General features: G+C 57.9%; 29 protein-coding genes and 3 tRNA genes. 24 read left to right on the top strand and 8 right to left on the bottom strand.

Annotation, left to right across the window (positions count from 1 at the left end; genetic code table 11):
* Positions 1–25 precede the first annotated feature (25 nt).
* The 4 genes from KUW67_RS16290 to KUW67_RS16275 all read left to right on the top strand — a co-directional run bounded on the left by KUW67_RS16290 (position 26) and on the right by KUW67_RS16275 (position 3,360).
* Complete coding sequence (locus KUW67_RS16290; protein WP_224826391.1) at positions 26–448, top strand: PaaI family thioesterase; 423 nt, start codon at positions 26–28, stop codon at positions 446–448.
* A complete protein-coding gene (locus tag KUW67_RS16285) occupies positions 445–957 on the top strand; it encodes a PaaI family thioesterase (RefSeq protein WP_224826390.1) in 513 nt (170 codons plus the stop codon). Before KUW67_RS16290 ends, KUW67_RS16285 begins: the two co-directional genes overlap by 4 nt.
* On the top strand, positions 947–2,266 hold the full coding sequence (locus tag KUW67_RS16280; RefSeq protein WP_224826389.1) for an MATE family efflux transporter: 1,320 nt from the start codon (positions 947–949) through the stop codon (positions 2,264–2,266). The genes KUW67_RS16285 and KUW67_RS16280 overlap by 11 nt, the downstream gene beginning before the upstream one ends.
* Before the next feature lie 185 nt (positions 2,267–2,451).
* Positions 2,452–3,360: a hypothetical protein gene (locus tag KUW67_RS16275; RefSeq protein ID WP_224826388.1), complete on the top strand. Its 909-nt coding sequence runs from the start codon at positions 2,452–2,454 to the stop codon at positions 3,358–3,360.
* Positions 3,361–3,446: 86 nt separating this feature from the next.
* Here the strand turns inward: KUW67_RS16275 and KUW67_RS16270 are convergent, their stop codons facing one another.
* The 4 genes from KUW67_RS16270 to KUW67_RS16255 form a co-directional block, all read right to left on the bottom strand.
* Entirely contained in the window at positions 3,447–4,352 is a 906-nt protein-coding gene (locus tag KUW67_RS16270; RefSeq protein ID WP_224826387.1) for an IS1595 family transposase, read from the bottom strand.
* 169 nt (positions 4,353–4,521) lie between these two features.
* On the bottom strand, positions 4,522–4,863 hold the full coding sequence (gene arsC, locus KUW67_RS16265) for an arsenate reductase (glutaredoxin) (protein ID WP_224826386.1): 342 nt from the start codon (positions 4,861–4,863) through the stop codon (positions 4,522–4,524).
* Complete coding sequence (locus KUW67_RS16260; RefSeq protein ID WP_224826385.1) at positions 4,860–5,906, bottom strand: quinone-dependent dihydroorotate dehydrogenase; 1,047 nt, start codon at positions 5,904–5,906, stop codon at positions 4,860–4,862. Before KUW67_RS16260 ends, arsC begins: the two co-directional genes overlap by 4 nt.
* Positions 5,903–6,238, bottom strand: coding sequence for a DUF952 domain-containing protein (locus KUW67_RS16255; RefSeq protein WP_224826384.1), 336 nt, complete (start codon positions 6,236–6,238; stop codon positions 5,903–5,905). The genes KUW67_RS16260 and KUW67_RS16255 overlap by 4 nt, the downstream gene beginning before the upstream one ends.
* A 72-nt stretch (positions 6,239–6,310) precedes the next feature.
* Between KUW67_RS16255 and KUW67_RS16250 the strand changes: the two genes are divergently transcribed.
* Positions 6,311–6,958 carry an SOS response-associated peptidase gene (locus tag KUW67_RS16250; RefSeq protein ID WP_224826383.1) on the top strand — a complete coding sequence of 216 codons (648 nt, stop codon included), beginning with the start codon at positions 6,311–6,313 and terminating at the stop codon, positions 6,956–6,958.
* Positions 6,959–7,015: 57 nt separating this feature from the next.
* Positions 7,016–7,405, top strand: coding sequence for a hypothetical protein (locus tag KUW67_RS16245; protein ID WP_224826382.1), 390 nt, complete (start codon positions 7,016–7,018; stop codon positions 7,403–7,405).
* 6 nt (positions 7,406–7,411) lie between these two features.
* On the opposite strand, the gene KUW67_RS16240 is transcribed toward KUW67_RS16245, so the two are convergent.
* On the bottom strand, positions 7,412–9,136 hold the full coding sequence (locus KUW67_RS16240; protein WP_224826381.1) for a glycosyltransferase 61 family protein: 1,725 nt from the start codon (positions 9,134–9,136) through the stop codon (positions 7,412–7,414).
* Between the two features lie 161 nt (positions 9,137–9,297).
* On the opposite strand from KUW67_RS16240, the gene KUW67_RS16235 reads away from it, so the two are divergent.
* The 5 genes from KUW67_RS16235 (at position 9,298) to KUW67_RS16215 (ending at position 14,386) form a co-directional block, all read left to right on the top strand.
* Positions 9,298–9,371 (top strand) — tRNA-Gly (locus tag KUW67_RS16235).
* Between the two features lie 84 nt (positions 9,372–9,455).
* Positions 9,456–11,249: an ABC transporter transmembrane domain-containing protein gene (locus KUW67_RS16230; protein ID WP_224826380.1), complete on the top strand. Its 1,794-nt coding sequence runs from the start codon at positions 9,456–9,458 to the stop codon at positions 11,247–11,249.
* Between the two features lie 228 nt (positions 11,250–11,477).
* A complete protein-coding gene (locus KUW67_RS16225) occupies positions 11,478–13,358 on the top strand; it encodes an acyl-CoA synthetase (protein ID WP_224826379.1) in 1,881 nt (626 codons plus the stop codon).
* Between the two features lie 51 nt (positions 13,359–13,409).
* Positions 13,410–13,859 (top strand): thiol-disulfide oxidoreductase DCC family protein, encoded by a 450-nt coding sequence (locus KUW67_RS16220; protein ID WP_224826378.1) that lies wholly within the window; start codon positions 13,410–13,412, stop codon positions 13,857–13,859.
* The gene (locus KUW67_RS16215) at positions 13,856–14,386 is read left to right on the top strand and encodes a DUF4166 domain-containing protein (RefSeq protein ID WP_224826377.1); all 531 of its coding nucleotides are present in this window, start codon (positions 13,856–13,858) and stop codon (positions 14,384–14,386) included. Before KUW67_RS16220 ends, KUW67_RS16215 begins: the two co-directional genes overlap by 4 nt.
* 139 nt (positions 14,387–14,525) lie before the next feature.
* On the opposite strand, the gene KUW67_RS16210 is transcribed toward KUW67_RS16215, so the two are convergent.
* Positions 14,526–14,600 (bottom strand) — tRNA-Thr (locus KUW67_RS16210).
* Positions 14,601–14,684: 84 nt separating this feature from the next.
* Between KUW67_RS16210 and KUW67_RS16205 the strand changes: the two genes are divergently transcribed.
* From KUW67_RS16205 to KUW67_RS16155, 11 genes are all read left to right on the top strand, one after another.
* Positions 14,685–14,843 carry a hypothetical protein gene (locus KUW67_RS16205; protein ID WP_224826376.1) on the top strand — a complete coding sequence of 53 codons (159 nt, stop codon included), beginning with the start codon at positions 14,685–14,687 and terminating at the stop codon, positions 14,841–14,843.
* On the top strand, positions 14,844–16,112 hold the full coding sequence (murA, locus tag KUW67_RS16200) for a UDP-N-acetylglucosamine 1-carboxyvinyltransferase (RefSeq protein WP_224826375.1): 1,269 nt from the start codon (positions 14,844–14,846) through the stop codon (positions 16,110–16,112).
* A complete protein-coding gene (locus KUW67_RS16195; RefSeq protein WP_224826374.1) occupies positions 16,109–16,591 on the top strand; it encodes a DUF2948 family protein in 483 nt (160 codons plus the stop codon). The genes murA and KUW67_RS16195 overlap by 4 nt, the downstream gene beginning before the upstream one ends.
* Positions 16,592–16,615: 24 nt before the next feature.
* Positions 16,616–17,920: a histidinol dehydrogenase gene (gene hisD, locus KUW67_RS16190; RefSeq protein WP_224826373.1), complete on the top strand. Its 1,305-nt coding sequence runs from the start codon at positions 16,616–16,618 to the stop codon at positions 17,918–17,920.
* A 4-nt stretch (positions 17,921–17,924) separates the two neighbouring features.
* A complete protein-coding gene (locus KUW67_RS16185; RefSeq protein ID WP_224826372.1) occupies positions 17,925–18,404 on the top strand; it encodes a UPF0262 family protein in 480 nt (159 codons plus the stop codon).
* A gap of 5 nt (positions 18,405–18,409) precedes the next feature.
* Complete coding sequence (locus tag KUW67_RS16180) at positions 18,410–18,868, top strand: low molecular weight phosphatase family protein (protein WP_224826371.1); 459 nt, start codon at positions 18,410–18,412, stop codon at positions 18,866–18,868.
* Between the two features lie 108 nt (positions 18,869–18,976).
* Positions 18,977–19,195 carry a translation initiation factor IF-1 gene (gene infA, locus KUW67_RS16175; RefSeq protein ID WP_224826370.1) on the top strand — a complete coding sequence of 73 codons (219 nt, stop codon included), beginning with the start codon at positions 18,977–18,979 and terminating at the stop codon, positions 19,193–19,195.
* 3 nt (positions 19,196–19,198) lie between these two features.
* The gene (locus KUW67_RS16170) at positions 19,199–19,777 is read left to right on the top strand and encodes a nucleoside triphosphate pyrophosphatase (RefSeq protein ID WP_224826369.1); all 579 of its coding nucleotides are present in this window, start codon (positions 19,199–19,201) and stop codon (positions 19,775–19,777) included.
* Positions 19,774–20,802 (top strand): ribonuclease E/G, encoded by a 1,029-nt coding sequence (locus KUW67_RS16165; protein WP_224826368.1) that lies wholly within the window; start codon positions 19,774–19,776, stop codon positions 20,800–20,802. Before KUW67_RS16170 ends, KUW67_RS16165 begins: the two co-directional genes overlap by 4 nt.
* On the top strand, positions 20,799–20,981 hold the full coding sequence (locus KUW67_RS16160) for a DNA gyrase inhibitor YacG (protein WP_224826367.1): 183 nt from the start codon (positions 20,799–20,801) through the stop codon (positions 20,979–20,981). Before KUW67_RS16165 ends, KUW67_RS16160 begins: the two co-directional genes overlap by 4 nt.
* Before the next feature lie 80 nt (positions 20,982–21,061).
* Positions 21,062–21,136, top strand: a tRNA-Phe gene (locus KUW67_RS16155).
* Between the two features lie 300 nt (positions 21,137–21,436).
* On the opposite strand, the gene KUW67_RS16150 is transcribed toward KUW67_RS16155, so the two are convergent.
* Positions 21,437–21,964: a hypothetical protein gene (locus KUW67_RS16150; protein WP_224826366.1), complete on the bottom strand. Its 528-nt coding sequence runs from the start codon at positions 21,962–21,964 to the stop codon at positions 21,437–21,439.
* Between the two features lie 235 nt (positions 21,965–22,199).
* Between KUW67_RS16150 and KUW67_RS16145 the strand changes: the two genes are divergently transcribed.
* Both KUW67_RS16145 and KUW67_RS16140 read left to right on the top strand, forming a co-directional pair.
* Positions 22,200–22,937: a hypothetical protein gene (locus tag KUW67_RS16145; protein WP_224826365.1), complete on the top strand. Its 738-nt coding sequence runs from the start codon at positions 22,200–22,202 to the stop codon at positions 22,935–22,937.
* Between the two features lie 87 nt (positions 22,938–23,024).
* Positions 23,025–23,372, top strand: a complete 348-nt coding sequence (locus KUW67_RS16140; RefSeq protein ID WP_224826364.1) for a DUF3768 domain-containing protein — start codon at positions 23,025–23,027, stop codon at positions 23,370–23,372.
* Positions 23,373–23,468: 96 nt separating this feature from the next.
* On the opposite strand, the gene KUW67_RS16135 is transcribed toward KUW67_RS16140, so the two are convergent.
* A complete protein-coding gene (locus KUW67_RS16135) occupies positions 23,469–26,090 on the bottom strand; it encodes a UvrD-helicase domain-containing protein (RefSeq protein WP_255596854.1) in 2,622 nt (873 codons plus the stop codon).
* Positions 26,091–26,266 lie beyond the last annotated feature (176 nt).

The following is a 26,266-nucleotide window of genomic DNA, read 5'->3' as shown; positions in this document are numbered from 1 at the left end:
GAAGCGAAAGACAAGGCATCCCCCCATGGTCGATAAAGCCACCATCGCCCGCCACTTCATCGAGGCGATCCCCCATTCCAAAGCATTGGGCATGGTCCTGACCGAAATCGGTGATGGCATCGCCGAGATCATGATGGATTATAACCCCGCAATGATCGGTGATCCGCAAACCGGTGTGATCCATGGTGGTGCGGTGTCAGCCCTGATGGATACTTGCGGGGGGGCTGCGGTGATGAGCCACCCGGACGCCCCTGCGGGGACAGCAACGATTGATCTGCGGATTGATTACATGCGCGGCGCGACCCCCGGTCAGGCGATCCGTGCCCGCGCGGAATGCTATCATATCACCCGTTCGGTTGCCTTCGTGCGCGCCACCGCCTTTGACGAGGATGCGGACAAACCTGTCGCTACAGCGTCCGGCGCTTTCACAGTGGAGCGCGCGAAATGAACCGTCGTCCTCCCGAACCCGTACAGATCGTCAAGCAGCGCCGGGATGCGGCCTTGGCCGCTTTGGTTGGCGGCGTGCCTTACATGCAATTCATGGGCATCGGCGTGCAGCGGCGCGGCGATGAACTGACCGCGACGATGACCTATGATGAAAAGCTGATCGGTAACCCGCTCTTGCCTGCGCTGCATGGCGGTGCGACGGCGGCCTTTCTGGAGGTTACCGCGATGATCGAAATCAGCTGGGCCATGCTCTGGAGCGATATCGAAAGCGGTGCCATCGACGTAGAAACGCTCGTTGCTGGTGATCTGCCACGCTTGCCCAAGACAATCGATTTCACCGTGGACTATCTGCGCTCGGGCCTGCCGCGCGACGCCTATGCCCGCGCCAAAGTCACCCGCTCCGGGCGGCGCTATGCGTCGGTGCAGGTCGAAGCCTGGCAGGACAACCGCGACAAGCTCTTTGCACAGGCCACGTGCCATTTCCTGATGCCCACGCGCAATGACGGCTGAGGTCGCGGAGCCGCTGACCCACCGCCGGGTTCTCAAGATCGCTGTTCCAATCGTTTTTTCGAACGCCACTGTGCCGATCCTTGGTGCGGTCGATACCGGTGTCGTAGGCCAGTTGGGCGATCCCGTGCCCATCGGGGCCGTCGGCATCGGCGCGATCATCATGACCGGGATCTACTGGATTTTCGGCTTCCTGCGCATGGGTACGGCCGGTCTGGCCGCCCAAGCCCGCGGGGCCGAGGATGAAGACGAAGTTGCGGCCTTGCTGTCGCGTGCGCTTATCATCGCGTTCTCTGCGGGGACGGTGCTGATCGTCTTTCAAACGCTTATCTTTGCAGGTGCCTTCGCCCTCTCGCCCGCCACGCCCGAGGTCGAGGCACTGGCCCGCGAGTACATGCAAATCCGCGTCTTCTCGGCCCCGGCTGCTATTGCGCTTTATGGTATCACTGGCTGGCTTGTCGCGCAGGAACGCACGGGCGCAGTGTTGATCCTTCAGCTCTGGATGAACGGGCTCAACATCCTGCTCAGCATCTGGTTCGTCCTGGGCCTTGGCTGGGGCGTCGAAGGTGTCGCGCTGGCCACGTTCCTCGCCGAATGGAGCGCGCTCGCCCTTGGCCTCTGGCTTTGCCGCGATGCCTTTGCGGGAGCCGCCTGGCGGGCCACCCAAAAGGTCTTCAACCGGGTGCGGCTGATCCGCATGGCCAAGGTCAATAGCGACATCCTGATCCGCTCGGTCATCCTGCAGGGGGTCTTTGTATCGTTTCTGTTCATGGGGTCCGATTTTGGCAATGTTGAACTGGCCGCGAACCAGATCCTGCTGCAATTTCTCTATATCACCGCCTATGCGATGGATGGATTTGCCTTCGCGGCAGAAGCCTTGGTGGGCAGCGCGATGGGGGCGAAAGCGCCTGCGCGGGTCCGGCGTGCATCACTGCTCAGTTCTGCCTGGGGGGTGATCGTCTGTGGCGTGCTGGGGCTGAGTTTTGCGCTCTTCGGCGGGACCGTGATCGACATCATGACCACTGCGCCAGAGGTGCGCGACGCCGCCCGCACCTACCTGATCTATATGGTGCTCGCCCCGTTTCTCGGGGTTGCAGCCTGGATGCTGGACGGCATTTTCATCGGCGCGACCCGGACGGATGATATGCGCAACATGATGATCCTGTCTGCCATCGTCTATCTTATCGCCTTGCTGACATTGGTCCCGGCTTTTGGAAATCACGGGCTTTGGATGGCGCTGCTGATCAGCTTCGTGGCGCGGGGTATCACATTGGCAGTGCGTTACCCGGCATTGGAACGCGCTGCGGCCTGATGTTCCCCGCGGGGAACCATTTCTAAACAAAGGCTTAACAGGTGCTTCCGATTTGGCGGTGTCGACATGAGTATTTACCGCAAAGGTGAAGAGAAGACCCACCGCCCGTTAACCTTAGGGGTGTATCCCCTCAGCATACGTTTATCCTTGATTCACTTTAAGCGTGTAGGGTGCGATAAGGAATCATGGCGACCATTGACCTCAGAAACTTCCAAAACTCGGATGGGTTTGTGCTTCATTTTGGCGGTAGGCCTAATGAAGTTGATACATACACGTTCGCAAATGCGCTTGTGGCATTTTCCGACGCGTTCAGGGAAATCAATAGTCAGGTCAACACAAGTCAAACTATTGAACTCCGGCTGGAAGCGCTTGGACCGGGAAGCTTTCGCGGCAAGGTAAAGGGTGTTCCAAAGTCCATCGTTGACGCCTTAAAATTTGCTGGCAACGTGGCGATCCTGCCCCTCTTGATGTCGTTTATCTATGACCACTACATTGATGACGACACCTTCGAGATTGAAGTTAACGATGAGTATGTGATCATCACGCAGGGCGGTGACCGCACGATAATTCCGAGAGATGCGTATGAGGCTAGCCAAAACCTACCTTCGCCGGAACGGGTCCATGAGCAGATGAACCGCGCGATTGACGCTGTGGAGGACGCCCCCAGCGTTCAGAGTTTTGGCATTGCAATAAACCTCAATGATGACGAGCCCGTCATAGACTTGGGCGAGCAGGAATGGGCCAATATACGAAGTAACCGCACAGCAGCGGTAAGCGACCCAAAGCAGAGGGTTGAGCAAGAAGAGGTCACACTCTCAATTATAAAAGTGATTTTCTCCAAAACACGGCGAAAATGGGAGTTTGTTTGGCGAGGCGTTAAGGTCTCTGCCTACGTGGACGACCCAGTGTTTTTGGCGGATCTAATGTCTGGTCAGCAAAAGGTCGGCAACGGAGATGCGGTCCGGGCCGTATTGGATATTGGTCAAGAGTGGGATGAAAATGACAAGGTCTGGCTCAACACTTCCTACGCTATCTCAAAAGTGATTGAGTATATCCCTATGGAACAAAGGCGCCTGTTTGATGAAGAACCTTAAAGACGCGAGAAAAAAGGGCCTTGAAGAATTCATTAAAGAACACGAGGCCGATCCTGACGGCGACCTGGACAAGCTGGACGCCGTGATTAAGCGTCCAACTCAGGAAAACGAGAAAGCAACTCGTCCAGCATCACCTCAGGCGTCGTCCGGCGATTGAAGCGATACTCAAATTCCTTGGCGTAGCGTTCCAGATACTTCGGAGACACGCTGATATGGGTGCCTTCGATTGAGCATTTCAGGTGACGCCAGAAGTTCTCAATCGCGTTGACAGTCTCGCCGTTCGGGCCAACGTATTTGCCAGACTTGCGCTTATTGATCGTCTTGACATCATAACCAGCCTCAGGAAGCCCGCCATAGCCATCGTGACCGTCTGTGTGAATTTCAGTGCCATCGGCCACCGACGCCTCAATAATCGGCTGTAGGGTGCGCTTTTGGGTATTGGGAACCTGCTTAATGACAATCTCACCGCCACCGCCACCGCCACCGCCACCGCGCTGCACCATGCCAAGCAAGATACCTTTTCCAGCAGCACCGCGGCCACGAACGCCTTTGCGATGTCCGCCAACGTAAGCCTCGTCAATCTCGACAACTTCACCTTGACCGCCAATCGGAGCATCACCATCAATCGCCGCCATATGTTCGCGGATCAATTTACCCATGCGGTATGCGGTCTTGTAGGTCACGCCCAGCTGACGCTGCAATTCTTTGGCGCTGACGCCATGGCGCGACGTGGTGAACAGAAAGATCGCATAGAACCAAAGCTGCAAAGGTGTGCGGCTCTTTTCAAAGATACTGCCAACCATTGGGTGAATGTGATGGCCGCACCACTGACAGGAATAGGCCTTTTCCGACTTAAGCGGATACCACTTCGCAGACCGTTCGCATTTGGGGCATTCGTGGCCCTGACCGAAGCGCACGTTGAACAAATGCTCAAGGCAAGCCTCGTCGGTGGGGAACTGCTGAAAGAACTGGCGAACGTTTGTCTGTTTCATACAGTGTAGATGGGGATTGCCCTACCGTATGTCAAGGGGATACACCCCTAACCTTAACGCGCGCTTTACCCTTCGCCTTTTAGAGCCACTACCGGACGCCGCTTCGCTTTTTCGGGTCATTATCGGAAGCCGCTTCGCTTTTTCCAAATATCCCCGCCGGAGGCTCCTGTCAGAGGATCTCGAACACCCGTTCGGGCGGTCGGGCGATGATAGCGTGGTCATTGGCAAACACGACCGGGCGCTCGATCAGGACCGGATGCGCGGCCATCATGTTCAGCAGCGCCTCATCAGGCGCGGTATTGCTGATCTCAAGCTCTTTGAACAGCTTCTCGCCCGTGCGCATCATCTCGATGGCGCGCAGGCCCAGCGTGTCACGGGTCAGGGTCAGCTCGGTCACCGAAGGCGCGTCGTCCAGGTATTTGCGCACGGTCACGTCCTCGCCGCGCTCTTGCAGAAGCGCCAAGGCCTGTCGCGATTTGGAGCAGCGCGGGTTGTGCCAGATTGTGATCATGTCCAACGGTCCTTTTCGATGCCGACGGCCTCTGCCACCGTCGCAATGCCATCACGTTCCAGCAGCCTGTCCAACCCGCGCGCAATATCGCCTGCAAGGCTGATGCCGTGATACACCATTGCCGTGTAAAGCTGCACCGCCGACGCGCCTGCTTTGATCTTGGTATAGGCGTCCTCGGCCGAGGCGATCCCGCCAACACCAATCAAAGGCAGGTCGGTCAGCGTGGCCAGCCGCGCCAGCACGCGGGTGGATTTCTCAAACAGCGGCGCGCCGGAAAGGCCGCCTTTTTCGTCTTTATGTGCACTTCTCAAAACCTCGCGCGACAGGGTCGTGTTCGTCGCGATAATCGCATCGATCTTGGCCTCGGTGGCGACCTCGGCAATTTCGGTCAGTTCCGTGTGGGTTAGATCAGGGGCGATTTTCAGAAAGACCGGGCAGGGGCTGTCGCCACGGGCTTGCATGACGCCGTCCAACAACGCAGCAAGCGCCGCCTTGCCCTGCAAATCGCGCAGCTTCTCGGTGTTGGGCGAGGAGACGTTGACGGTCGCAAACGCGATATGCGGGGCGCAATGCGCAAGCACTTGTGCAAAATCTGCCGCGCGGTCGGCGCTGTCCTTATTGGCACCCAGATTGAGACCGATCACGGCGTCTTTGGGACCCGCTGCAAGGCGCGCGCAGATCGCGTCCATCCCGTCATTGTTGAAACCAAAGCGATTGATCGCGGCGCTATCCTCGCTCAGCCGAAAGAGGCGTGGCTTGGGATTGCCCGGTTGCGGGCGCGGGGTCGCGGCACCGACTTCAAGAAAGCCAAACCCGGCGCGCGAGAGCGGCCCCAGCGCTTCGGCATTCTTGTCGAAGCCAGCGGCAAGGCCCACCGGGTTGGGCAGATCAAGACCGGCAAATGTCGTCCTCAGGCGCGCGCTGGTTACTGGGCCTGCCTTGGGGCCAAGCCCCGCGTTCAAGGCTTTGAGCGCCATACCGTGCGCCGCTTCAGGGTCTATGCGGCGCAGGGCGCGCAAGCCGATTTGTTCGAGCAGGCTCATGGGACGAGATCAGGGAAGACGTGCGTGTCGCCCTCCAGCGGCAGTGGGGCGGTCCACAGGATATCTGCCGTTGTCAGCTCCCGGTAGAGATGCGGGAACAGCGCGCCACCGCGCGAGGGTTCCCATTTCAACGGCTCCAGCAGATCGGCCTCAAGGGCGGCCAGCACCAGATCGCCTTCGCCTGCAAAATGCTTGGCGGCGGTCTCGCGCGCCTGTTCGGCGGTCGAGAAATGGATGTAGCCATCGGCCACATCAATCGGCGCGCCGGTCGTGGTGCCGTTCGCCTCGAGAGCGGCCCATTCGGCAGGACGGAAAATCTTGTAAATCAGCATGACGTGGGGATGCCTTGGCGCGCAGGCAAGGTCAAGGTTTCACCGCGTTTGTAAGCTGCGTATACACGCGGGATGTGCGGAAGATTTGTGACGACAAGACCGACCGACGAGATCGCTCAGATGTTTGATGCTGGTCCGGCCAATGACATGCCGGACGTGCCGGATTACAATGTCTGCCCGACCGATCCGGTGGCGGTTGTGGTGGCAGGGCGCAAACTCGTCTCGATGCGCTGGGGGTTTATCCCGAGCTGGTATAAAACACCCACAGACGGCCCTTTATTGATCAACGCGCGGGCCGAGACCATTGCCGAGAAACCCGCCTTTCGAGAGGCCTGCCGCGCGCGCCGCTGCTTGATCCCGGCGACGGGCTTTTACGAATGGACCAAGGATGCCGACGGCAATCGGCTGCCATGGTATATCGCGCCTGAAGACGGCCCTTTGACTTTTGCTGGCGTTTGGCAGGTCTGGGAACGCGGCGACGCGCGGCATGTCACCTGCGCCATTGTCACCACGGCGGCCAATCAGGCGATGTCAGCGATCCATCACCGCATGCCGGTAACGCTTTCCCCCGATCAATGGGCGCTTTGGCTGGGCGAAGAGGGCAAGGGGGCCGCGCGCCTGATGACTGCCGCGCCAGAAGACCGGTTCGCGTTTCACAGGGTCAGCCCGGCTGTCAATTCCAACCGTGCGCTCGGCGCGGGCTTGATCGAACCGCTGTAACGGGCCAGTTATAGGCAGACCCGGCGCAAAACCGGGCAGATGCAGGAGGCGAGAGCAATGGGTGCAGGCGGGACACAAGGCGGCACAGGGCAGTTTCTGATCGCGGTGGCGATGATGATCGGTGGTGGCTATCTGCTGCTGGAAAACATAGTGGTGCAGCCGGTTTTCGGCTTTGGCATGGTCGCGTTTTCGGTTGGTGGGATTGGCGTGACCACAGGGATGGTGCTGATCCCCTTCATGTTTGGCATCGGCATGATCTTTTACAACGCGCGCAACTGGCTGGGCTGGTTGCTGGCAGGTGGCGCGCTTCTTGCGATGATCTTCGGTGTGATCTCAAACATCACGCTGCAATTCGCGCGGATCAGCGCGTTTGACCTGATCGTCATTCTGGTGCTGCTGGTGGGCGGTATCGGGCTGTTCCTGCGGTCAATCAAAGCGCAAGGATAACGCGGCTCAGGCGCTTTCAACGTCCCGATACCACCGCAGTTTCGAACGGAACGCGTCGTGGCGCTGGGGGAACAGGGCCGCGTGCTGGGCCAGAAGGTTCGGGGCCAGATCGACCCGGTCAAGGCGCTTGGTCAGCCAGATCAAACGCTCAAGCACCCAAAAGCGCTGGGGGGCGCGGGCAAAAACCTCGGACAGGGCATCGAACACGCCCTCAAAATCCTCAATCTCTTCGCAGCATGAGGCCCACGCGGCCCAGATATCCGGGTCAAGCGCGAAACGGTGCTGGTTGGGCTCAAGCAGTACCCGCAACGCGCGCCGTTCCTTAAGATCGCTCAGCATTTTCGTGGTCGCCAGAAGCTCTGCATCAGACATCGGCAAGGCGTTCTTTGCCGTCAGCAATTCCACATAGCGCGCCATGCGCATCACGCCGTCCAGCGACAGGGCCACGGGCACCAGACCTTCGGTCAGTATACTGGGCACGACATCGGGCGTGTCGGTGTTGAAATCGGCGAAGAAATTGCGATAGGCGCAGCCCGAAACAAGCGCATGGGGCATGAAATCGCCCCAACGGTGCAACGCAGATTGCAGGTTGCCGACCTCGATACAGTGGGTCTGGGGGCCAGCAAACAGCATATTGGCAAAACCGGCGCCATGATAGGACATCATGATTTCGGCATTGGCCATGATCGCCACTTGTTCAAGCGGCTTCAGGTGCTCGAAATAGATGACCTGAAACCCGTGCGGGCGGAGCGCTTCGATCAGCTTGTCCTCGTTGCGCATCTCGCGGTTGCGGTTGCCAGTCGCGGCGCGCGCCACCCAAAAGCGCTTGGGCAGGTGGTCTGTCTGCATATCCCTGATCTTGTCCAGCGCACGCGCCCGCAGCCGGGTCAGCATCACGTCGCAGGAGTTCATCGCCAACATGGCTTGACTGTTGCGATCCGCCTCGCGCCGCCGCCAGACCCAGCCACGCGGAGCGAGCGCATCCAGCGAGGGCATCATCTGCTCGGAGGTCTGGTGATAGAAATGGCGCATGTTGAACGCGCTTAAAACGCGCTCATAGCGCTTGGGGCTGCGACGGAATTTGATCCGACCCTTATATTCCGGAAAGAGCGCCTTGACCCAGTCCTTGATAAAGTCACGCACGCCCTTGCTGGGCGAATGGATCAGGATATCGCCCCTGAAATCGAGATCATCCAGCAAACAAAGCTGGCACAGGGTTTCTGTCAGGAAGTGATAGAAATTGAACGTATTGCGGCAATCAATGGCGAAATCGAGATCGCGGATATCCTTGTCAAACACCGGAAGGGGAGCCTTCGTGCGGTCGTCTTCATGAAGCGCTTTGAGATGCGCGATCACATCGTCATCGACCTGAGGATTGGTGTCCTTATTCTTCCAGACGTAGCGGTTGCGCAGCCGCGTGCCTGATGCGCCATTCAGAAACCACTTCCCGCCGATCGCGGTGAACGAATGGGAAAATCGCACATCATCGGCGATGATCGGCACCGTATTAAACATCACGGGCGCGCGGAATTTACGCAGCCGGTCATGGTTACGGATATGGGTCGCGATCATCTCGTTGAGATGGTCATAGGCGCTGATCGGATATCCCACGATATTGCCCTGCGGCATCTCGCGCCATGTCCAGTCTGGTGTTTTTTTGACGTAAAAACCTGGGTCTACACCCGGTGCGAAAAAGAACGCCTCAGGCGTCTTTTCATAGTTAATGCTCATTACCTACCCGTCATCTTAGCGTGACATCTTTGGGCGCCAATCTAGGGGCGAACGCGTCACGAGGCAACGAAAACCAAAACAAAACGGCAGAATTATGAAGGCTTGCGCGGTGTCCTGTCTTGACGCCCCGAAGGCGATGTCATACCTCGCTGATCTGACGAGCGGGTATGGTGAAATGGTATCATAAGAGCCTTCCAAGCTTAAGGTGCGGGTTCGATTCCCGCTACCCGCTCCAATAAGCAGACCGCGTCAGTGCGTCCCTTGACCCCCGACCGCGAAAGCCGACATTTTCGGCGGACCAACGAAACAGGGATGATCCGTGGCGAAACAACCAAAGACCGACAGCGAAGAGCGCGCAAGTTCGAAGAAAGTCGGTATTCTCAAGAACCTGCTGCCCTTTTTCACGCCGTATCGCAGATATCTGGTCCTTGCGGTCATGGCGCTGCTTCTGACAGCGGGTGTGTCCCTTGTCCTGCCCATTGCCGCGCGCCGCGTTGTGGACGGGTTTGGCGCGGGCGACGTTGAAATCCTCGATACGTATTTTCTGGGTGCGATTGGCATTGCTGCTGTCTTCGCCCTTGGGACAGCCCTGCGGTACTACATCGTCACCCGGCTGGGCGAACGGGTTGTGGCAGACATCCGAAAGGCGGTCTTTGACCGGATGATCGCGATGAGCCCGGCCTATTACGAACGTCTGATGACGGGCGAGGTGCTCTCGCGCATTACCACGGATACCACGCTGATCCTCACGGTTGTGTCGTCCTCGGTCTCGTGGTTCCTGCGCAATATCCTTTTGTTCTTTGGCGGTCTGGCCTTGATGTTGTGGACGTCGGCCAAGCTGACCGGTCTGGTGCTGCTGATCGTGCCGGTGATCATTCTGCCGATCCTGTTCTTGGGCCGTCGCTTGCGCGTGTTGAGCCGCGAAAACCAGGACCTGGTCGCAAACTCGTCGGCCAACGCCTCCGAGGCGCTGCAGGCGGTGCAAACCGTACAGGCCTTTACCCATGAAAGCCCCAGCCGCGCGCAATTCGCACAGATCACCGAAGACAGCTATTCATCCGCCAAAAAACGCATCTCGGTGCGCGCGCTGATCACGATGATCATCATCTTCGTGGTGTTTTCCGGTATTCTGGGCGTGTTGTGGATCGGCGCGCGCGACGTGCGCAGCGATGCAATGACCGCCGGTGAATTGGTGCAATTCCTGTTCTATGCAGGCATCGTCGCCAGCTCGACCGCGGCCTTGTCCGAACTGTGGTCCGAACTGCAGCGCGCTGCCGGCGCAACCGAACGGTTGATGGAGTTGCTGGCCGCCGTGGATTCCGTGCAAGACCCCGCGACGCCCAAATCGCTGCCGCGCGAAGCGGCGACCGAGATCGTCTTTGATGATGTGACGTTCAGCTACCCGGCACGGCCTGAACAAGCGGCTCTGGATCACGTGTCTTTCACGGTTGCAGCAGGTGAAACCGTGGCCTTGGTTGGCCCCTCTGGCGCGGGCAAATCGACGGTCACGCAATTGCTGCTGCGCTTTTTTGATCCGCAATCGGGCAAGATCACTCTGGGGGGGCTTGATCTGAAAGACCTCGCCCGGACCGAGTTCCGACAGTCCATCGCGCTGGTGCCGCAAGAGCCGATCATCTTCGGCGATACAGCCCGCGCCAACATCCGTTTTGGCCGACCCGATGCAACAGATGCCGAGATTGAAGAGGCTGCCAAGGCCGCTGCCGCCCATGATTTCCTTACCGCGCTGCCCGATGGCTATGACACGTTTGTCGGCGAGCGCGGGGTGATGTTGTCGGGTGGGCAAAAACAGCGCATCGCGATCGCCCGTGCGATCCTGCGCGACGCCCCGGTGCTGCTGTTGGACGAGGCGACAAGCGCGTTGGATGCCGAAAGCGAAGCCGCTGTGCAAGCCGCGGTCGAACGGTTGTCGCAAGACCGCACGACGCTGGTTGTGGCGCATCGTCTGGCCACTGTGAAAACCGCAGACCGCATTATTGTCTTTGATGACGGGCGCATTGTGGCCACTGGCACGCATGATGAATTGGTCGCACAAGGCGGGCTTTATGCGCGCCTGGCCCGGTTGCAGTTCACCGAAGGTATGGCTGCCGAATAAGCGATCTCGCTTTCTGCTGGGGCCGGGTTTTCAGGTATTTAAAGACAAAAGAAAGGGGCCGCGGCGCGTTAACCTTAATTCGGTCCTTTACGCGAGGATCGCTTCTTTTGTCTTCAAATACCTTTTCCCCGGCGTCCTTTTTCGCAGCGTCACGGGTTGCGCGCGCGGGCTTCAACCTGCACCTTCTGACCAACAAGGCCCGAAAAGGGCATAGGGAGGAGAATTGGGATGTTTACATCGCGCGAGGACCTGAACGCGATTGAAGCTGAAATGCCGTGGGAGGCACGCGATGTGCCCGCCACGATGTATCAGTTCATGACCGCCACCAAGGACGCCCATGGTGCGCGTCCGGCCGTCACATTCCAGCTGATGTCGGGTGCCTCTGACCCGGCAGAGACCCTGACATGGACCGAGTTTCACGCGCGATCCGTGCAATGCGCCAACCTCTTTCGCAGTCTCGGCGTGGGTGAGGGCGATACGGTGGCCTACCTTTTGCCAAACGCGAATGAAACCGTCTGCACCCTGATCGGGGGCATGATTGCGGGGATCGTAAATCCGATCAATCCGCTGCTGGAGGCTGAGCAGATCGGCTCCATCCTGCGGGAAACCAAGGCGAAGGTCCTGGTGACGCTCAAGGCGTTTCCCAAGACGGACGTAGCACAGAAAGCGGCCAAGGCCGTCGCGCTTGCGCCCGATGTCGAGCATGTGATCGAGGTGGATCTGCTGCGCTATCTCACCGGGTTGAAGAAGTTCATCGTGCCGCTTATCCGGCCCAAGAACCCCGTGACACATAAGGCCAAAGTGCATGATTTCACCAAGGCGGTGGACCGGCAAAGCAAGACACTTGATTTTGCAGATAGCGCCGGGGACCGGGTTGCTGCATATTTCCATACCGGCGGCACCACGGGCATGCCCAAGGTTGCGCAGCACAAGTATTCCGGCATGATCTATAACGGCTGGATCGGGCATAGGCTGCTTTTTACCGAGAAGGACGTGGTGCTTTGCCCGCTGCCGCTATTTCACGTGTTTGCCTGCCATCCCATCCTGATGAGCATGATCGCTTCGGGGGGGCATGTCGTCTTCCCAACCCCTGCAGGCTATCGCGGGGATGGTGTGTTCGACAATTTCTGGAAGCTGATCGAGCGTTGGCAGGTTACGTTCATGATCACCGTGCCGACCGCAATGGCTGCTTTGATGCAGCGCCCGGTCGATGCAAATGTAGACAGCCTTCAAACAGCGTTTTCCGGCTCGGCCCCGCTGCCGCTTGAGCTTTTCCGGCGTTTTGAAGAGGCAACAGGTGTCAGCGTTGTCGAAGGGTACGGGCTGACCGAGGCGACGTGTCTGGTGTCGTGCAACCCGCCGTCGGGCGACAAGAAGATCGGCTCTGTCGGCTTTGCCTTTCCCCATACCACTGTCAAAATCCTGAACGACACGCCTGATGGCCCTGTCGAATGCGGCGTTGATGAAATTGGCGAGATTTGTATCGACAATCCGGGGGTCTACGAAGGCTCGACCTATACCGAAGCGGCCAAGAACAAGGATCTCTTTCACAAAGGCGTCTTCCTGCGCACAGGCGATCTGGGGCGCATTGATGCGGATGGCTATATCTTCATCACCGGTCGCGCCAAGGATCTGATCATTCGCGGGGGCCACAATATTGATCCTGCCGAGATCGAAGAGGCGCTGGCCGGGCATGACGCTGTCGCCATGGTCGGTGCCATCGGTCAGCCGGATGCCTATGCAGGCGAAATCCCATGTGCTTACGTTGAACTGGTGGCCGGGGCGTCGGTCACGCCGGCCGATTTAAAGGCCTATGCCGAAGACCATATCCACGAACGCGCCGCCTTGCCGCGCCATATCGAAGTTCTGGATGAATTGCCGAAAACGGCCGTTGGCAAGGTCTTCAAACCCGATCTGCGCAAACGTGCCATTACCCGCGTCTATGATGCGACGCTGGCTGATGCGGGTTTGAACGCGCGTGTCTCGCAAGTGATCGAAGACAAGAAACGCGGGTTGGTAGCCTATCTGGAGAAGACAGGCGACGTGGATGACGCCGCTGTGGGTGACGCGCTGGGCAGCTTTACACGGCCTTGGGACTGGGCTGCATAGCCGCATCATTTGCAATGGTCGGATGGGCCGTCGCGCACTAAGTGACATCCCATGAGACAGCCCTATTCCTTCCTCGACGACCCGTCTGTGCCGGACTTTGACTGGCGCGCCCCGCTGGCTGTGATGGATGGGGATTGCGCGCTATGTGCCTTTGGCGCGCGGATGATCGACCGGTTGGACCATGCCAAAGAGATCCGGATCGCAACGATCGAGACAGCGCTGGGACGCGCGTTGCTTGCGCATTACGGGCTCCGTGCGACTGCACCTGACAGTTGGCTTTTTATCGAGGATGGGGTGGCCCATGACGGCTTTGATGCGATGATCCGCTTGGGACGGCGCACTGGCGGAATAGGCCATGCGCTGCGCCTCCTGCAGGTGTTGCCGCGGCCCTTGCGTTCCGGGCTTTACAGTTGGATCGCGCGCAATCGCTACCGGCTCTTTGGACGTAGACGGATGTGTGATCTGCCAAGCGACAGTTTGCGCGCGCGGTTGGTCGGATGACGCCGCTTTTCGCGCAGGTTCTGGGGGCATCCTACGTCACTCTGCCCACGTCAGTGCGCGCGGCACATGATCTGCGGGACGTGCACCGCTATCGCGGATATGCACGGATTACGCGCGGAACTCGGCTAACGGCGCGCTTGATCGCGCGGCTGTTTCGCTTTCCCAAAGCCAATGACAACGCACCAGTGCAGGTGACGATGCGCCGGGTCGGCGCGACAGAAGAATGGGAACGTATCTTCGATGGCGCGGCGTTCCGGTCCACCTTGCGCATCAAGGACGGTCAGATGACCGAGCGGTTTGGCTGGATCACGTTTCGCATTGGCCTTTTCATCCGCAAGGATGCGCTGCATTTCCCCGTGACGGGCGCGCGGCTGGGCTGGCTGCCCTTGCCTGCGGCGTTCCTGCCGCGCTCCATCGCGTTGGAAACTGAACGTGACGGACGTTTTGTTTTTGACGTGCGCATCGAAGCTCCGGTGACAGGCGCGCTGATCGTGCATTACCAAGGCTGGCTTGAGCCGGAGGGCTGAAGACTTTTGGGCCATGGGGAGGAGGATGGTGCTGTGAGCGAGGATTGAACTCTCGACTCAGAGGCTTGGCGCAGCCAAACGCGACAGTCGAGACCGAACGCCAGCCGAGGAGCTACAGCAAAGCTGGAAGAGGAAGGGATGGTGCTGTGAGAGAGGATTGAACTCTCGACCTCACCCTTACCAAGGGTGTGCTCTACCACTGAGCTACCACAGCGCCGTGGGCGGCTGATTAGCGTCTTCGCGCAATTGGTGCAAGCGCAATCTGGACCCCGATTGAGCCTTGCGATAAAGACCCTTCATGGAGCGGAAATCCGACAAGTCTACACCTAAGAAACCCGCCGAAACCCGCGAAGACAGGCTCAAAGCGGCGCTCAAGGCGAATATGGCGCGACGCAAAGCGCAGGCGCGGGCCAGGGCAGCTTCGGATAAAGACGAGACAGGCGAAAAGGGCAGCTAGATGGATTCGATTGTGGTGACGGGAAATGGCCCGCTGAACGGGGATATTCCCATCGCGGGGGCCAAGAATGCCTGTCTGACGCTGATGCCTGCGACCTTGCTGAGCGAAGAGCCGTTGACGCTGACGAATGCGCCACGGCTCAGCGATATCAAGACCATGACGGCCTTGTTGCAGTCGCTTGGGGCGGAAGTGACCTCGATGCAGGACGGGCAGGTTCTGGCGATGTCCTCGCACAATATCGACAACCACACTGCCGATTATGACATCGTGCGCAAGATGCGCGCGTCGATCCTCGTGCTGGGGCCGATGCTGGCGCGGGACGGGCATGCGATTGTGTCGCTGCCCGGTGGCTGCGCAATTGGCGCGCGGCCTGTGGATTTGCACCTCAAGGCGCTGGAAGCCATGGGGGCCAAGCTAGAGCTGAAAGACGGCTATGTGCATGCCAAGGCGCAGGGCGGTCTGAAAGGGGGCGTGGTGGAGTTCCCGTTTGTTACCGTGGGCGCGACTGAGAACGCGTTGATGGCGGCGACACTGGCCAAAGGCACGACGGTTCTGAAGAACGCCGCACGGGAGCCTGAGATTGTCGATCTGGCACAGTGCTTGCGCAAGATGGGCGCTCAGATCGAGGGCGAGGGCACCTCTGAGATCACCATTCAGGGCGTTGACCGCCTGCATGGCGCGACCCATCCGGTTGTAACCGACCGGATCGAGCTGGGCACCTACATGCTTGCGCCTGCGATTTGCGGCGGTGAAGTCACGTGTCTGGGCGGCAAGATCAACCTGCTTGGCGCGTTTTGCGAAAAGCTCGATGCAGCAGGCATTTCCGTTGAGGAAACCGCGAAAGGCCTGAAGGTGTCGCAAAAGAACGGCCGCGTGCGCGCGGTAGATGTCACGACCGAACCGTTCCCCGGCTTTCCGACCGACCTGCAAGCGCAGATGATGGCGCTGCTCTGCACGGCGGAGGGCACATCGGTGCTGGAGGAAAAGATCTTCGAGAACCGTTTCATGCATGCACCCGAACTGATCCGCATGGGCGCGCAGATTGACGTGCAAGGCGGCACGGCCACGGTGACCGGTGTCGACCGCCTCAAAGGCGCGCCGGTGATGGCAACTGACCTGCGAGCCTCGGTCTCGCTGATCCTTGCAGGGCTTGCAGCAGAAGGGGAGACGGTTGTGAACCGCGTTTACCATCTGGATCGCGGCTACGAGCGGGTTGAGGAAAAACTGGGTGCCTGCGGTGCTCAAATCGAACGGATCAAGGGACAATGACCCAAGACGCAACCTTTGAAGAGGGCGGTGAACGCCCGCTGCGGCTCATGGCGGCGGATGTGGAAGACCTGCAGGTCATCTCGTCCTTGGCGCAAGACGCGGTGTTTCCCGCGTCCGAGATCAAATGGCTCGCCGCAGATCGCCGCTTTGCCATTCTGCTGAACCGGTTTCGCTGGGAAGACGTGCCGCAAGCCGAACGGCGCGGGCGCGACTTTGAGCGTGTCCAAGCGGTGCTGCTGATCGAGGACGTGGCGAAGGTGCAAAGCCAAGGCGTCACCAAGGGCGATGCCGACACGATCCTGTCGATCCTCGCGCTGACCTTCACGCCCGGCGATGACGGCACCGGGCGGCTGGAACTGACCCTCGCAGGCGACGGGGCCATCGGGCTTGAGGTCGAAAGCCTCAACGTGGTCTTGAAAGATGTCACACGGCCTTATGTGGCGCCCTCTAAGCAGGCTCCGGGCCACCCCGACGCCTGACCTGACAGACTGACCGGAGGGGCCATGCCCGTATTTCTCAACAGCTCGGACGCCGATTTCGAGACCGCCTTCGCGGCGCTTCTGACCGCCAAGCGCGAAGACAGCCCCGACGTGGACGACACCGTCGCCGCGATCATTGCAGATGTGCGCGCGCGCGGCGATGCGGCAGTGCTGGAGCTGACAGCGCGGTTTGATCGGCTAAAGATCACGGCACCGGAGTTGCACTTTACGGCAGAGGAAATTGACGCCGAATGCGCGCGCGTCGATGCGCAGGATCGCGCGGCGCTGGAACTGGCGGCAGAGCGTATCCGCGCCTATCACGCGCGCCAGAAGCCCAGCGATGAAAGCTGGGAAGACGACACCGGCGCGACTTTGGGCTGGCGCTGGACGCCTGTGTCTGCCGCAGGGCTCTACGTGCCGGGCGGGCTTGCGAGCTATCCGTCTTCGGTCCTGATGAACGCCATTCCGGCGAAAGTGGCCGGTGTCGAGCGTTTGGCGATTTGCGTGCCAACACCCGATGGCGTCGTGAACCCGCTGGTGCTTATGGCTGCGAAAATCGCAGGCGTGGACGAGATTTACCGCATCGGCGGCGCACAGGCGATCGCAGCACTGGCTTACGGCACCAAGACGATCGCGCCCGTCGACAAGATCACCGGGCCGGGTAACGCCTATGTCGCTGCTGCGAAACGCCGGGTCTTCGGCAAGGTGGGCATCGACATGATTGCCGGCCCGTCCGAGATCCTGGTGATCGCGGACAAGCACAATGACCCCGACTGGATCGCGACGGATCTGCTCAGCCAAGCCGAGCATGACGAAAGCGCGCAATCGTTGCTCATCACCGATGACGCCGCGTTCGGTCAAGCCGTTGCCGCGTCGGTCGAGGCACAGCTCGAAACATTGGAGCGCCGCAATATCGCAGGCCCCAGCTGGCGCGATTACGGCGCGGTGATCGTGGTGCAGGACCTTGATGAGGCCGCACAACTTTCCGACCGCATCGCGCCTGAACATCTGGAACTGTGCGTCGAAGACCCCGACGCGCTATCTGCCAAGATTACCCATGCAGGCGCTATTTTCCTTGGCGCGTGGACGCCCGAAGCCATTGGCGACTATATCGGCGGCCCCAACCACGTCCTGCCCACCGCCCGCTCTGCGCGCTTTTCCAGCGGGTTGTCAGTGCTTGATTTCATGAAACGCACGACGCTGGCAAAAATGACCCCTGCGTCCCTGCGCGCCATTGGTCCGGCGGCTGAACGTCTGGCATCCTCTGAAAGCCTTGAGGCGCACGGCCTGTCTGTCCGCGCCCGCCTTGATCGTCTGAACGAAAGTTAACGCCATGACCCGCATCGCCCATATCGAACTGGATGACGGCAATCTGCCCGCCCCCACGCCCGAGATTGAACAAGAGCGCAAAGTGGCGATGTTTGACCTGCTGGAGGATAACTCCTTCAAGCTGCCAGAGCGCGACGACCGCCCGGTGCCAGAAGGACCCTATCATGTCGGCCTGTCGATCCGCGAGAAGCGGCTGGTCTTTGATGTGACCACGGAAGGCCATGAGAAGGCCGCGGAATTTCATCTGTCCCTGGGGCCGTTCCGGCAGGTGGTTAAGGATTACTTCGCCATCTGCGAAAGCTATTTCGAGGCGGTCAAAACCATGCCCCCCAGCCAGATCGAGACGATTGATATGGCCCGCCGCGGCATCCACAACGAAGGCGCGCGCGTGCTGCAAGAGCGGCTGGAGGGCAAGGCAGAGGTCGATATCGACACGGCTCGTCGCCTCTTTACCCTGATCTGTGTGCTTCATTTCGGAGCCTGAGCGCAGTGTCTGACAGCCTCCCCCAATCGGTGCTGTTTTGTTGTGACCACAACGCCGTGCGCTCGCCTATGGCCGAGGGCATGATGAAGAAATTCTATGGCCACACGACCTATGTGCAGTCCGCAGGCGTGCGCGGCGAGATGGAGATTGATGGCTTTTCTGTCGCCGTCTGCGACGAGCTGGGGATCGAGCTGTCGCGTCACCGCACGCGATCTTTTGACGAGATGGAGGAGTGGGGCGATGACCTGTCCTCTTTTGATTTGATTGTCGCACTCTCCCCCGCCAGCCAGCGCCGCGCGTTGGAGCTGACCCGGCTTTATCATCTGGATGTGCAATATTGGCCGATCCTTGACCCGACCGGCCTTGGCGAAACCCGCGAGGCCAAACTGGACGCGTACCGGCAGGCCCGCGATCAGATCAAGGGCCACATTCTTGAGAAATGGGGCGCTCCAACTGCCAAATAGTGTGTTTGCAGCGGCGTCATCTCACGATTTCCCTTGAAAAACCAAGCCACCCACCGCATTTAGTGCGGCGTTGGCCCCGGTTGGGGCTGTTGTCATAATGGAGAGACCATGGCCAAGGAAGAACTGCTCGAATTTCCCGGTGTCGTTAAGGAACTCCTGCCGAACGCGACATTCCTGGTCGAGCTGGAGAACGGCCATACGATCATCGCGCACACGGCAGGCAAGATGCGCAAGAACCGCATCCGCGTTCTGGCAGGCGACAAAGTACAGGTCGAAATGACCCCTTACGACCTGTCCAAGGGTCGGATTAACTATCGTTTCAAGTAAACCGTGAAGCTGGTTTTAGGCTCAGGCAGCCCGCGCCGGTTGGAATTGCTGGCGCAGTTGGGGCTGGTGCCTGATGCCGTGCGCGCGCCCGATATAAATGAAGACCCGATGAAGGCTGAACTGCCGCGCCCCTATTGCGCGCGGATGGCCCGCGAGAAAGCGCAAGCCGTTGAGGCAGCCGCCGATGAGGTTGTGCTCTGCGCGGACACCACCGTTGCGTTGGGTCGGCGTATTCTGGGCAAGCCACGCGATATTGGCGAAGCTGCACAATTTTTAAGCAGTCTTGGCGGACGGCGGCACCGGGTCATTACCGCAATTGCCGTAAAATTAGGCGATCAGCTGTGGGAGCGGGACGTTGTTTCTGCGGTCAAAATGAAGCGGCTGAGTGACGTTGAACTGAACAGCTACCTGCAAAGCAATGACTGGCAAGGCAAGGCTGGTGGCTATGCCATCCAGGGCCCGGCTGGTGCGTTTATCCCTTGGATATCAGGCTCTTACAGCGCCATCATGGGGTTGCCCGTGGCTGAAACCGCCCAGCTTCTGACCGCCGCTGGCTACCCCGTTTATGGAGAGCGCCCATGAAAGGCCGCCTGATCGCCTTGGACCATATCGGTGACCGCGAAGCCGCGGCCTTGATGGTCGATGGCAAGCTGGAAGATCTGATCGTCGCACAGGCGTCCGGCCCTATCCCTGGCTCTATCTACCGCGCCGAAGTGGGCCGTCAGATGAAAGGGCAGGGCGGGGTGATCGTGTCTTTGGGCGATGGTCACAAGGGCTTCTTGCGTGGCGTCAATGGCGCCGCCCCCGGTGACACGCTCTTGGTGCAGGTCACCGGCCATGCCGAGGCGGGCAAAGCCACGCCCGTCACGCCAAAACTGCTGTTCAAAAGCCGCTACGCCATCGTCACGCCGGACGCTCCCGGCATCAATATCAGCCGGGCGATCCGCGATGACGACATCCGCGATGCGCTGCTGCTGACGGCCCATGAGGTGATGGATGCGGGCGGCTATGGCTTGATCGTGCGCTCTTCTGCCGCCGAAGCCGATGCCGACGCCATTGCCGAGGATATCGAGGCCATGCGCGCGCTGGCCGAAGACGTGTTGTCTCAAGCCAACGGAACGCCCGCCTTGATCCATGCAGGCGACGGCCCGCACCTGGTTGCGTGGCGCGAATGGACCGCGCCTGCGCAAATCGAAACCGATGCTGGTTGCTTTGAAGATCATGGGGTGTTGGATCACATTGACACGCTCGCACGGGCGCATGTGGGCCTGCCCGCCGGTTTCACCATGTTTATTGAGCCAACCCGCGCCTTGATCGCCGTGGACGTAAACACTGGCGGAGACACCTCTCCCGCCGCTGGTCTAAAGGCCAATATGGCCGCCGCCAAAGCCCTGCCCACGCAACTGCGCCTGCGCGGTTTGGGTGGCCAGATCACCATGGACCTCGCCCCCATGACCAAGCGCGACCGCAAACCGTTCGAGGTTGCCCTGCGCGCCGCCTTCAAGTCAGATGCCGTAGACACGACGCTTGTCGGCTGGACGCCGCTGGGCCATTTTGAGCTGCAACGCAAACGCGAACGCGTCCCGCTCAGCGAGGTTCTGACATGAGCTGCCCGATCTGCGATAAAGAGACCGATCCCAAGTATCGTCCCTTCTGCTCAAAACGCTGCGCTGATGTCGATTTGGCCAAGTGGCTATCGGGCAGCTACGCGATCCCGTCCGAGGACCCAGAAGACCTCGAAGAGGCCGCGCGCGAAGCCGAAAGCGCCCCCAAACGCCCGCACTGAAATTGCTGCGATTTCCCACTGGACACCCCCGTGACGCTGCCCTAAAACGCCCAAACCCGAAGGTGAAAACCTTCCCCGGTGCCTGGGTAGCTCAGGGGTAGAGCAGTGGATTGAAAATCCTCGTGTCGGTGGTTCGATTCCGCCCCCGGGCACCATTTAAATCAACAAGAACAATAGTTTAAATAATCTACTGTTTTTGTCATCTATCCGTTTAGCACAGTTTTACCCTAGCGCAGTGCTAGCACAGTCTCAAAATCATCAACTAGCACAATGCGTTGTGAGCGCCGCGCCGCGCACCTAGCACAGTTCTAGCACAGTCGGTTACCAACGCTCCTTGCCGTGCTTATGGTGCTTTGGGAGTGATGATGAGGGGTTAGGGCGTTGATTTAATTGGATGAAACCACGGCATGGTCGGCTTGTGACCTCGTGATGAAGACTCTCCGAAATGCCGCTTTTCAGCGGCGTTTCTTTGTTAAGACAGCAAAATCGGTTTCACCTGCCTTCATAGCAAGTTTAAACATATCCTTTTCGAAATCGGGAACATCAATGTATGACCGCGTGACCGAAACCAGCCGAGTGACATAGGCTATTGCTGCTAGAACAGTCTCACCTAGGAAGTTCAGAAATCTGGTGAGGTCTGGCGGGTAGTTCAGGTCTGTGTCTGACTCGAAGATTTTGTGGCCTGTTGCAGGATCGGCAAAGGTATTGATCGCTGTCTCGAATGCAAACCAGCTGACCACGCCCTGTTTGTCTTGCTCCTCACTGCCAAGCAAAACATTCGCTTGGGGCATCCACTCAAAGGTTTTCTCAGTCAAATCAGAGACGAAATGGCCTACGTACACATTTCTAAGGTACTTGAAGAACTCCAACGGCTTCCGGATTGGTCGGTGAAGCTCACCGAGATCGGGGTCAGCCTTATACAGGGCACCAGAACCTGTTGCTAAATCCGCAATATTCGCGATTTCAATCGTTAGATGCCTCATGAGTAACAGCCTCATGTTCAAGGATACAGGGCCCTCTTCAAGTGCTTGATGTGCGGTTACTAGGCCATGGTGAGCCACCATTCCTGCGGTGCAAATATGTCTGTGGTCCATCCGGTGAGATTGCCACTTTGGGCTATCGACGCCAACAGATATTGATAAGTTCTGTCCAGAGTGGAATTCTGTGCCGAGAAGTCAAAATGCACAAAGTCGGTGCAAGAAATATAACGATGCTAGCATGTCAAAATACCAATTTAGCGATGCGGAACGATATGCGGTTTATTCTGTACATGGACAAACATGTTATCTGTGTGGCCAACCAATCAGTTTGAACAGCATTCACGTTGACCACATCCTGCCAGAAAAGCTCCTCGATGCGCCGGAGGAACTATCTCAGGCGTTAAGTTCTCTTGGGTTAGGCTCTGAATTCTACCTAAATTCTTTCGAAAACTGGATGCCCGCGTGTTCATCATGCAATTTGAAAAAGCGGGCGGCCATCTTCGAACCAACCCCAATGATGCAACTCGTTCTTCAAAGGACAGTAAAACTCGCGGATCTTGCAAGGAGAAAGGCTGCCGAAGTTGTGACCGAACGTCAGCTCTCAAGGGCACTCAACACCATCATGCGCGCAAAGGATCTTCCTGAGATATCTGAAATTCAAAGGGATACGATTTTCAAAATCGCCGAACGCTTTGCTTCTGATGCCCAAGAAATCAAGAAGTTTAGGATTGAGAACCCGTCTTCTGATGATGATCGGATTTTCACAAAAACAGCACCTTCGTTCCACGCGACCCAGTTGCATACTGTTGTTTTTGAAAGTGGTGCCATGCGGATGGTAAAAGCGCCCCACGGGATTGGCTTTCAGCCTAGTGATCCGAACCCTCATTCAAGTTTTTATTGTGGTCATTGCGGGCAGCTTGGCCCATGGCAGGGAGCTAAGTGTATGACTTGCGGTTATTTAGATGATGGTGATTAGCGTTAGCACCTGACTGGCATGACGTAGTAGTCGCTCTTTGAATCAAAGTGCCATAACGCAGCTGGACCCAACCGTTTTAAGGTCCCAATGGCGTTACCCACAGCTTCAGATATAGCGCAGCTGAACGATGCGTTCCGCAAGGGCGATCCCAGCGTGCCAGGGCAACGATTTATCACTGCTGGGGTGGTCCACCTGTTGAAACAACTGGATATTCCCGTGGAGACGCTGATCCAGAGGGCGGCTCAGTTCGATGATTTCACCGAGCACAATGACCCGCATGGCGAGCATGATTTTGGCGTGCTTGAGTTTCATGGGCATCGACTGTTTTGGAAAATTGATGCCTATCACAACGACTACAACTTGGGTTCAGATGATCCCACCGACCTCAGCAAGACCCGTCGAGTACTGACGATCATGTTGGCTGAGGAATGGTGATCTGACCCCGTAAGAACTCATAGAAACTTTCGTGAGGAAAGTTTTGGCAAGAGAGTTCCTGGGAAATCATCGGTTTGGGTGGTGAAAAAACCTGATTTAATCAAGTTTTTTGCGGCGCTTTTTCGCTTTTCCGTTGCACCTAGGATAGTTCACGCATCCCAAGAAGGCTCCATAGCGGCCCTTTCGCTCAACGAGCCATCCATCAGCACAGCTTGGGCATGTAGGATACTCTGCGCCGCAAATACACTTGCTGATGCCTGCTTTGGCGTCAGTCACCGGCAGTCCGGTTCCACAAGCTTCACAGGCAACAAGTGAATGCCCGCAAAGAGAGGTGTGTTCGCAGCGGTACCGAACGCGTCCATCTTTCAAGGGAACGGCAACGAGGTTTCCGCCGCAATCACTGCATATTTGCTGGGGATTTTCACCCTGTTCCGCCCCAACGGTGTTGTAGGCTGGATCGTCCAATAGCTCGGTGGCGAAAGATGATGGCTTGGATGCGGAAACCATCATGGTGACGGTTTTGCGCGCACGTGTCATCGCCACATACATGACCCTGCGTTCTTCTGCATTTTCAAATGGCTCGGCCTCTGGTGAAACGAGGCTCAGCAATGGATCATCCACGATTTCCGAAGGAAACCCAGTTCGTCCCCTGAACATGTTCAAAATCACCACATGGTCGGCTTCCAAACCTTTCGAAGCGTGAATTGTTCGGTACGAGATATCCAAGTTGGGCAAGTCGCGCTTTAGCTGTGATAGGTTTGAAGGCGCAAGGTAGCGGTATCGCCCCAACAACAAGATTGAAGTTCGTTTGTCGGGGTCGCCGGAGCTGTTCAGAGGACGCAGCGCCTGCGCCAATTTGGTTTGTTCGTCTGATTTCAGTGTCTGGATGACTTTCAACGCAGGCTCTTCTGCCGATCCCGCTGGTATGACAGTTTTGTCCAATTGGGCTGGATTTTGCAGAACGAACCGCTTTGCTGCATGCGCGATTTGATCGATGGAACGGAACGTGCGGCCTAAATCTACGGTTTGGTGGACCCCTGTTTTGCCATCAAAGACGCCGCCAAACTCAGCACCAAAATTCCGCATGAGATTGATGTCAGAACCCGCAAACCGATAGATAGACTGCCAGTCGTCGCCAACACCGAAGACCCGAGCATCCCAGTGCTGGGCTTTCAGTGCTTTGACCAATCGACCTCGGCTGCGCGAGATGTCTTGGAATTCGTCCACCAGAATATGCTTGAAGGGGCTCCTGTACTCGCCGGTTTCCACGTATTTTGTTGCCCGCAGGATCATGTCTTCGAAGTCGATCCGGCCATCCAATCGTTGTTGATATTCCGTGTAAACCGGCTTGAAGATTGAAAGAAACGCTTGCGCTCGCTTGCCCAGCTTTAGCGCCTCACCTTTTGCCGCGCATTCTTCAAGTTGATAGCCACCGCCTTTGTAGTGGCGCAGGAATGTGCCGATCAGCTGAACGAAACTGTCCGCTTGGTTGAGCTCTACAATCCGATCAAACAGCACATCCGGCGATCTGGGTGAAACCGTCTCGTATGGTGCAATTTTTTCGGCAAGCGCATCCAACAATCGCCCCTCGGAGCGTTCATAGCTGAAAGTCTCAACCAGCGTGGTTTCATGTTCGGCATGGACGCCCCGTTTCCACTCCATGCTTTCCAAATATTCGCTACGGTCAATGAACGGCGCAGTGGTTAGGTTGCCTTCCTTGTCACGACGAACACCAAAATGTTCAATGTAGACGCCGCTTTTTGTCAGCCTGAAATCGGGGCAATAGTCACGGTATCCTCCCTCGGAAACCTTGTGTTCGTAGTCTGGCTCATACTCGTACTCGATACCGTTTTTATAGAGCCAATTGGCGATCATCAACTCTTCAAAGCTCTTGACCTGTTCCCCTTGAAGCGTGCGAAGGTCCAGCTTTTCCACGTATGTGTAGTAGGCGTGCTTCTTTTTGAAGTCCCATTCGCTTTTGTCCTCCAAGCGGGCATGGGAAAACCAACCAACGATGGATTTCGAAACCTCTGCGGCGGTGCGCACCAGTGCCACCAGGATTTCACGAATAAGCGCCAGGAAGGCCTTATCATCGGTTGCATGCGCTGCAAGAGCCGGTTTACTGCCTTCGACTGACCCTATGATTTCATAGGCCAAAGAGTGAAACGTGCGAGCCTCCAAAGGCGCTCCGCATTTTGCTTCTATGCGTTCGCTCATTTCTTGGGCGGCATCACGAGCAAAGGCCAGCAAGAGAACTTCTTCCGGCTTTCGAATACCCGATTTTAGCAGGTAACCAGCCTTTGCGGTGATCACGCTGGTTTTACCCGAACCCGCACCGGCTAGAACTAGGGTCGCGTCTTCATCGGTCACGATGGACAGGCGTTGTTCTGGCGTCAAAGGGTTGCTTTCAAACGTATCAAAGAACTCTGCCCATTCCGCCAGTTCATTCTGTTGAAATGCCTCGATAGCCTTCCCACGCACTTGTTTGGCGGCTTTCACAAACCCCTGAACTAACTCAATGTTTCGCAGATGTTGCTGCGCCATGGCGTCTTTTGGAAGCTTTGAAAGTAAAGTTGTGTCCAGTTTACGGGCTTGTGACAACAACGGTTCAATCAAGCAGGCAGCTGGATACGAGTTCGCTTGGTTCAGTGCTGTAATTCTCTGAATGATCGCTTCGATTTCGGCATGGCGCTCTTGCCACTGCGATTGATGAAACAACTCCCAGTCTTGCTGTATTCTCGATGAGAACTGCTCCGCCTCACTTGGCTGTCCGTCGTCAGGGATTTTGGGACAGATGGGCGCCTGAGCTAAGAGAGGATCTGGCTCATCTGGTTGGTTTGATTATGCGGCCGATTTGCGGTGAAGCAAGCGCCGTGTTTCGATGGTCTTTTGTT

Origin of the sequence: Cognatishimia sp. MH4019 (assembly GCF_020177595.1) — a bacterium.
Lineage (GTDB): Bacteria > Pseudomonadota > Alphaproteobacteria > Rhodobacterales > Rhodobacteraceae > JAHTBL01.
This window is presented reverse-complemented; position numbering and strand designations above follow the sequence as displayed.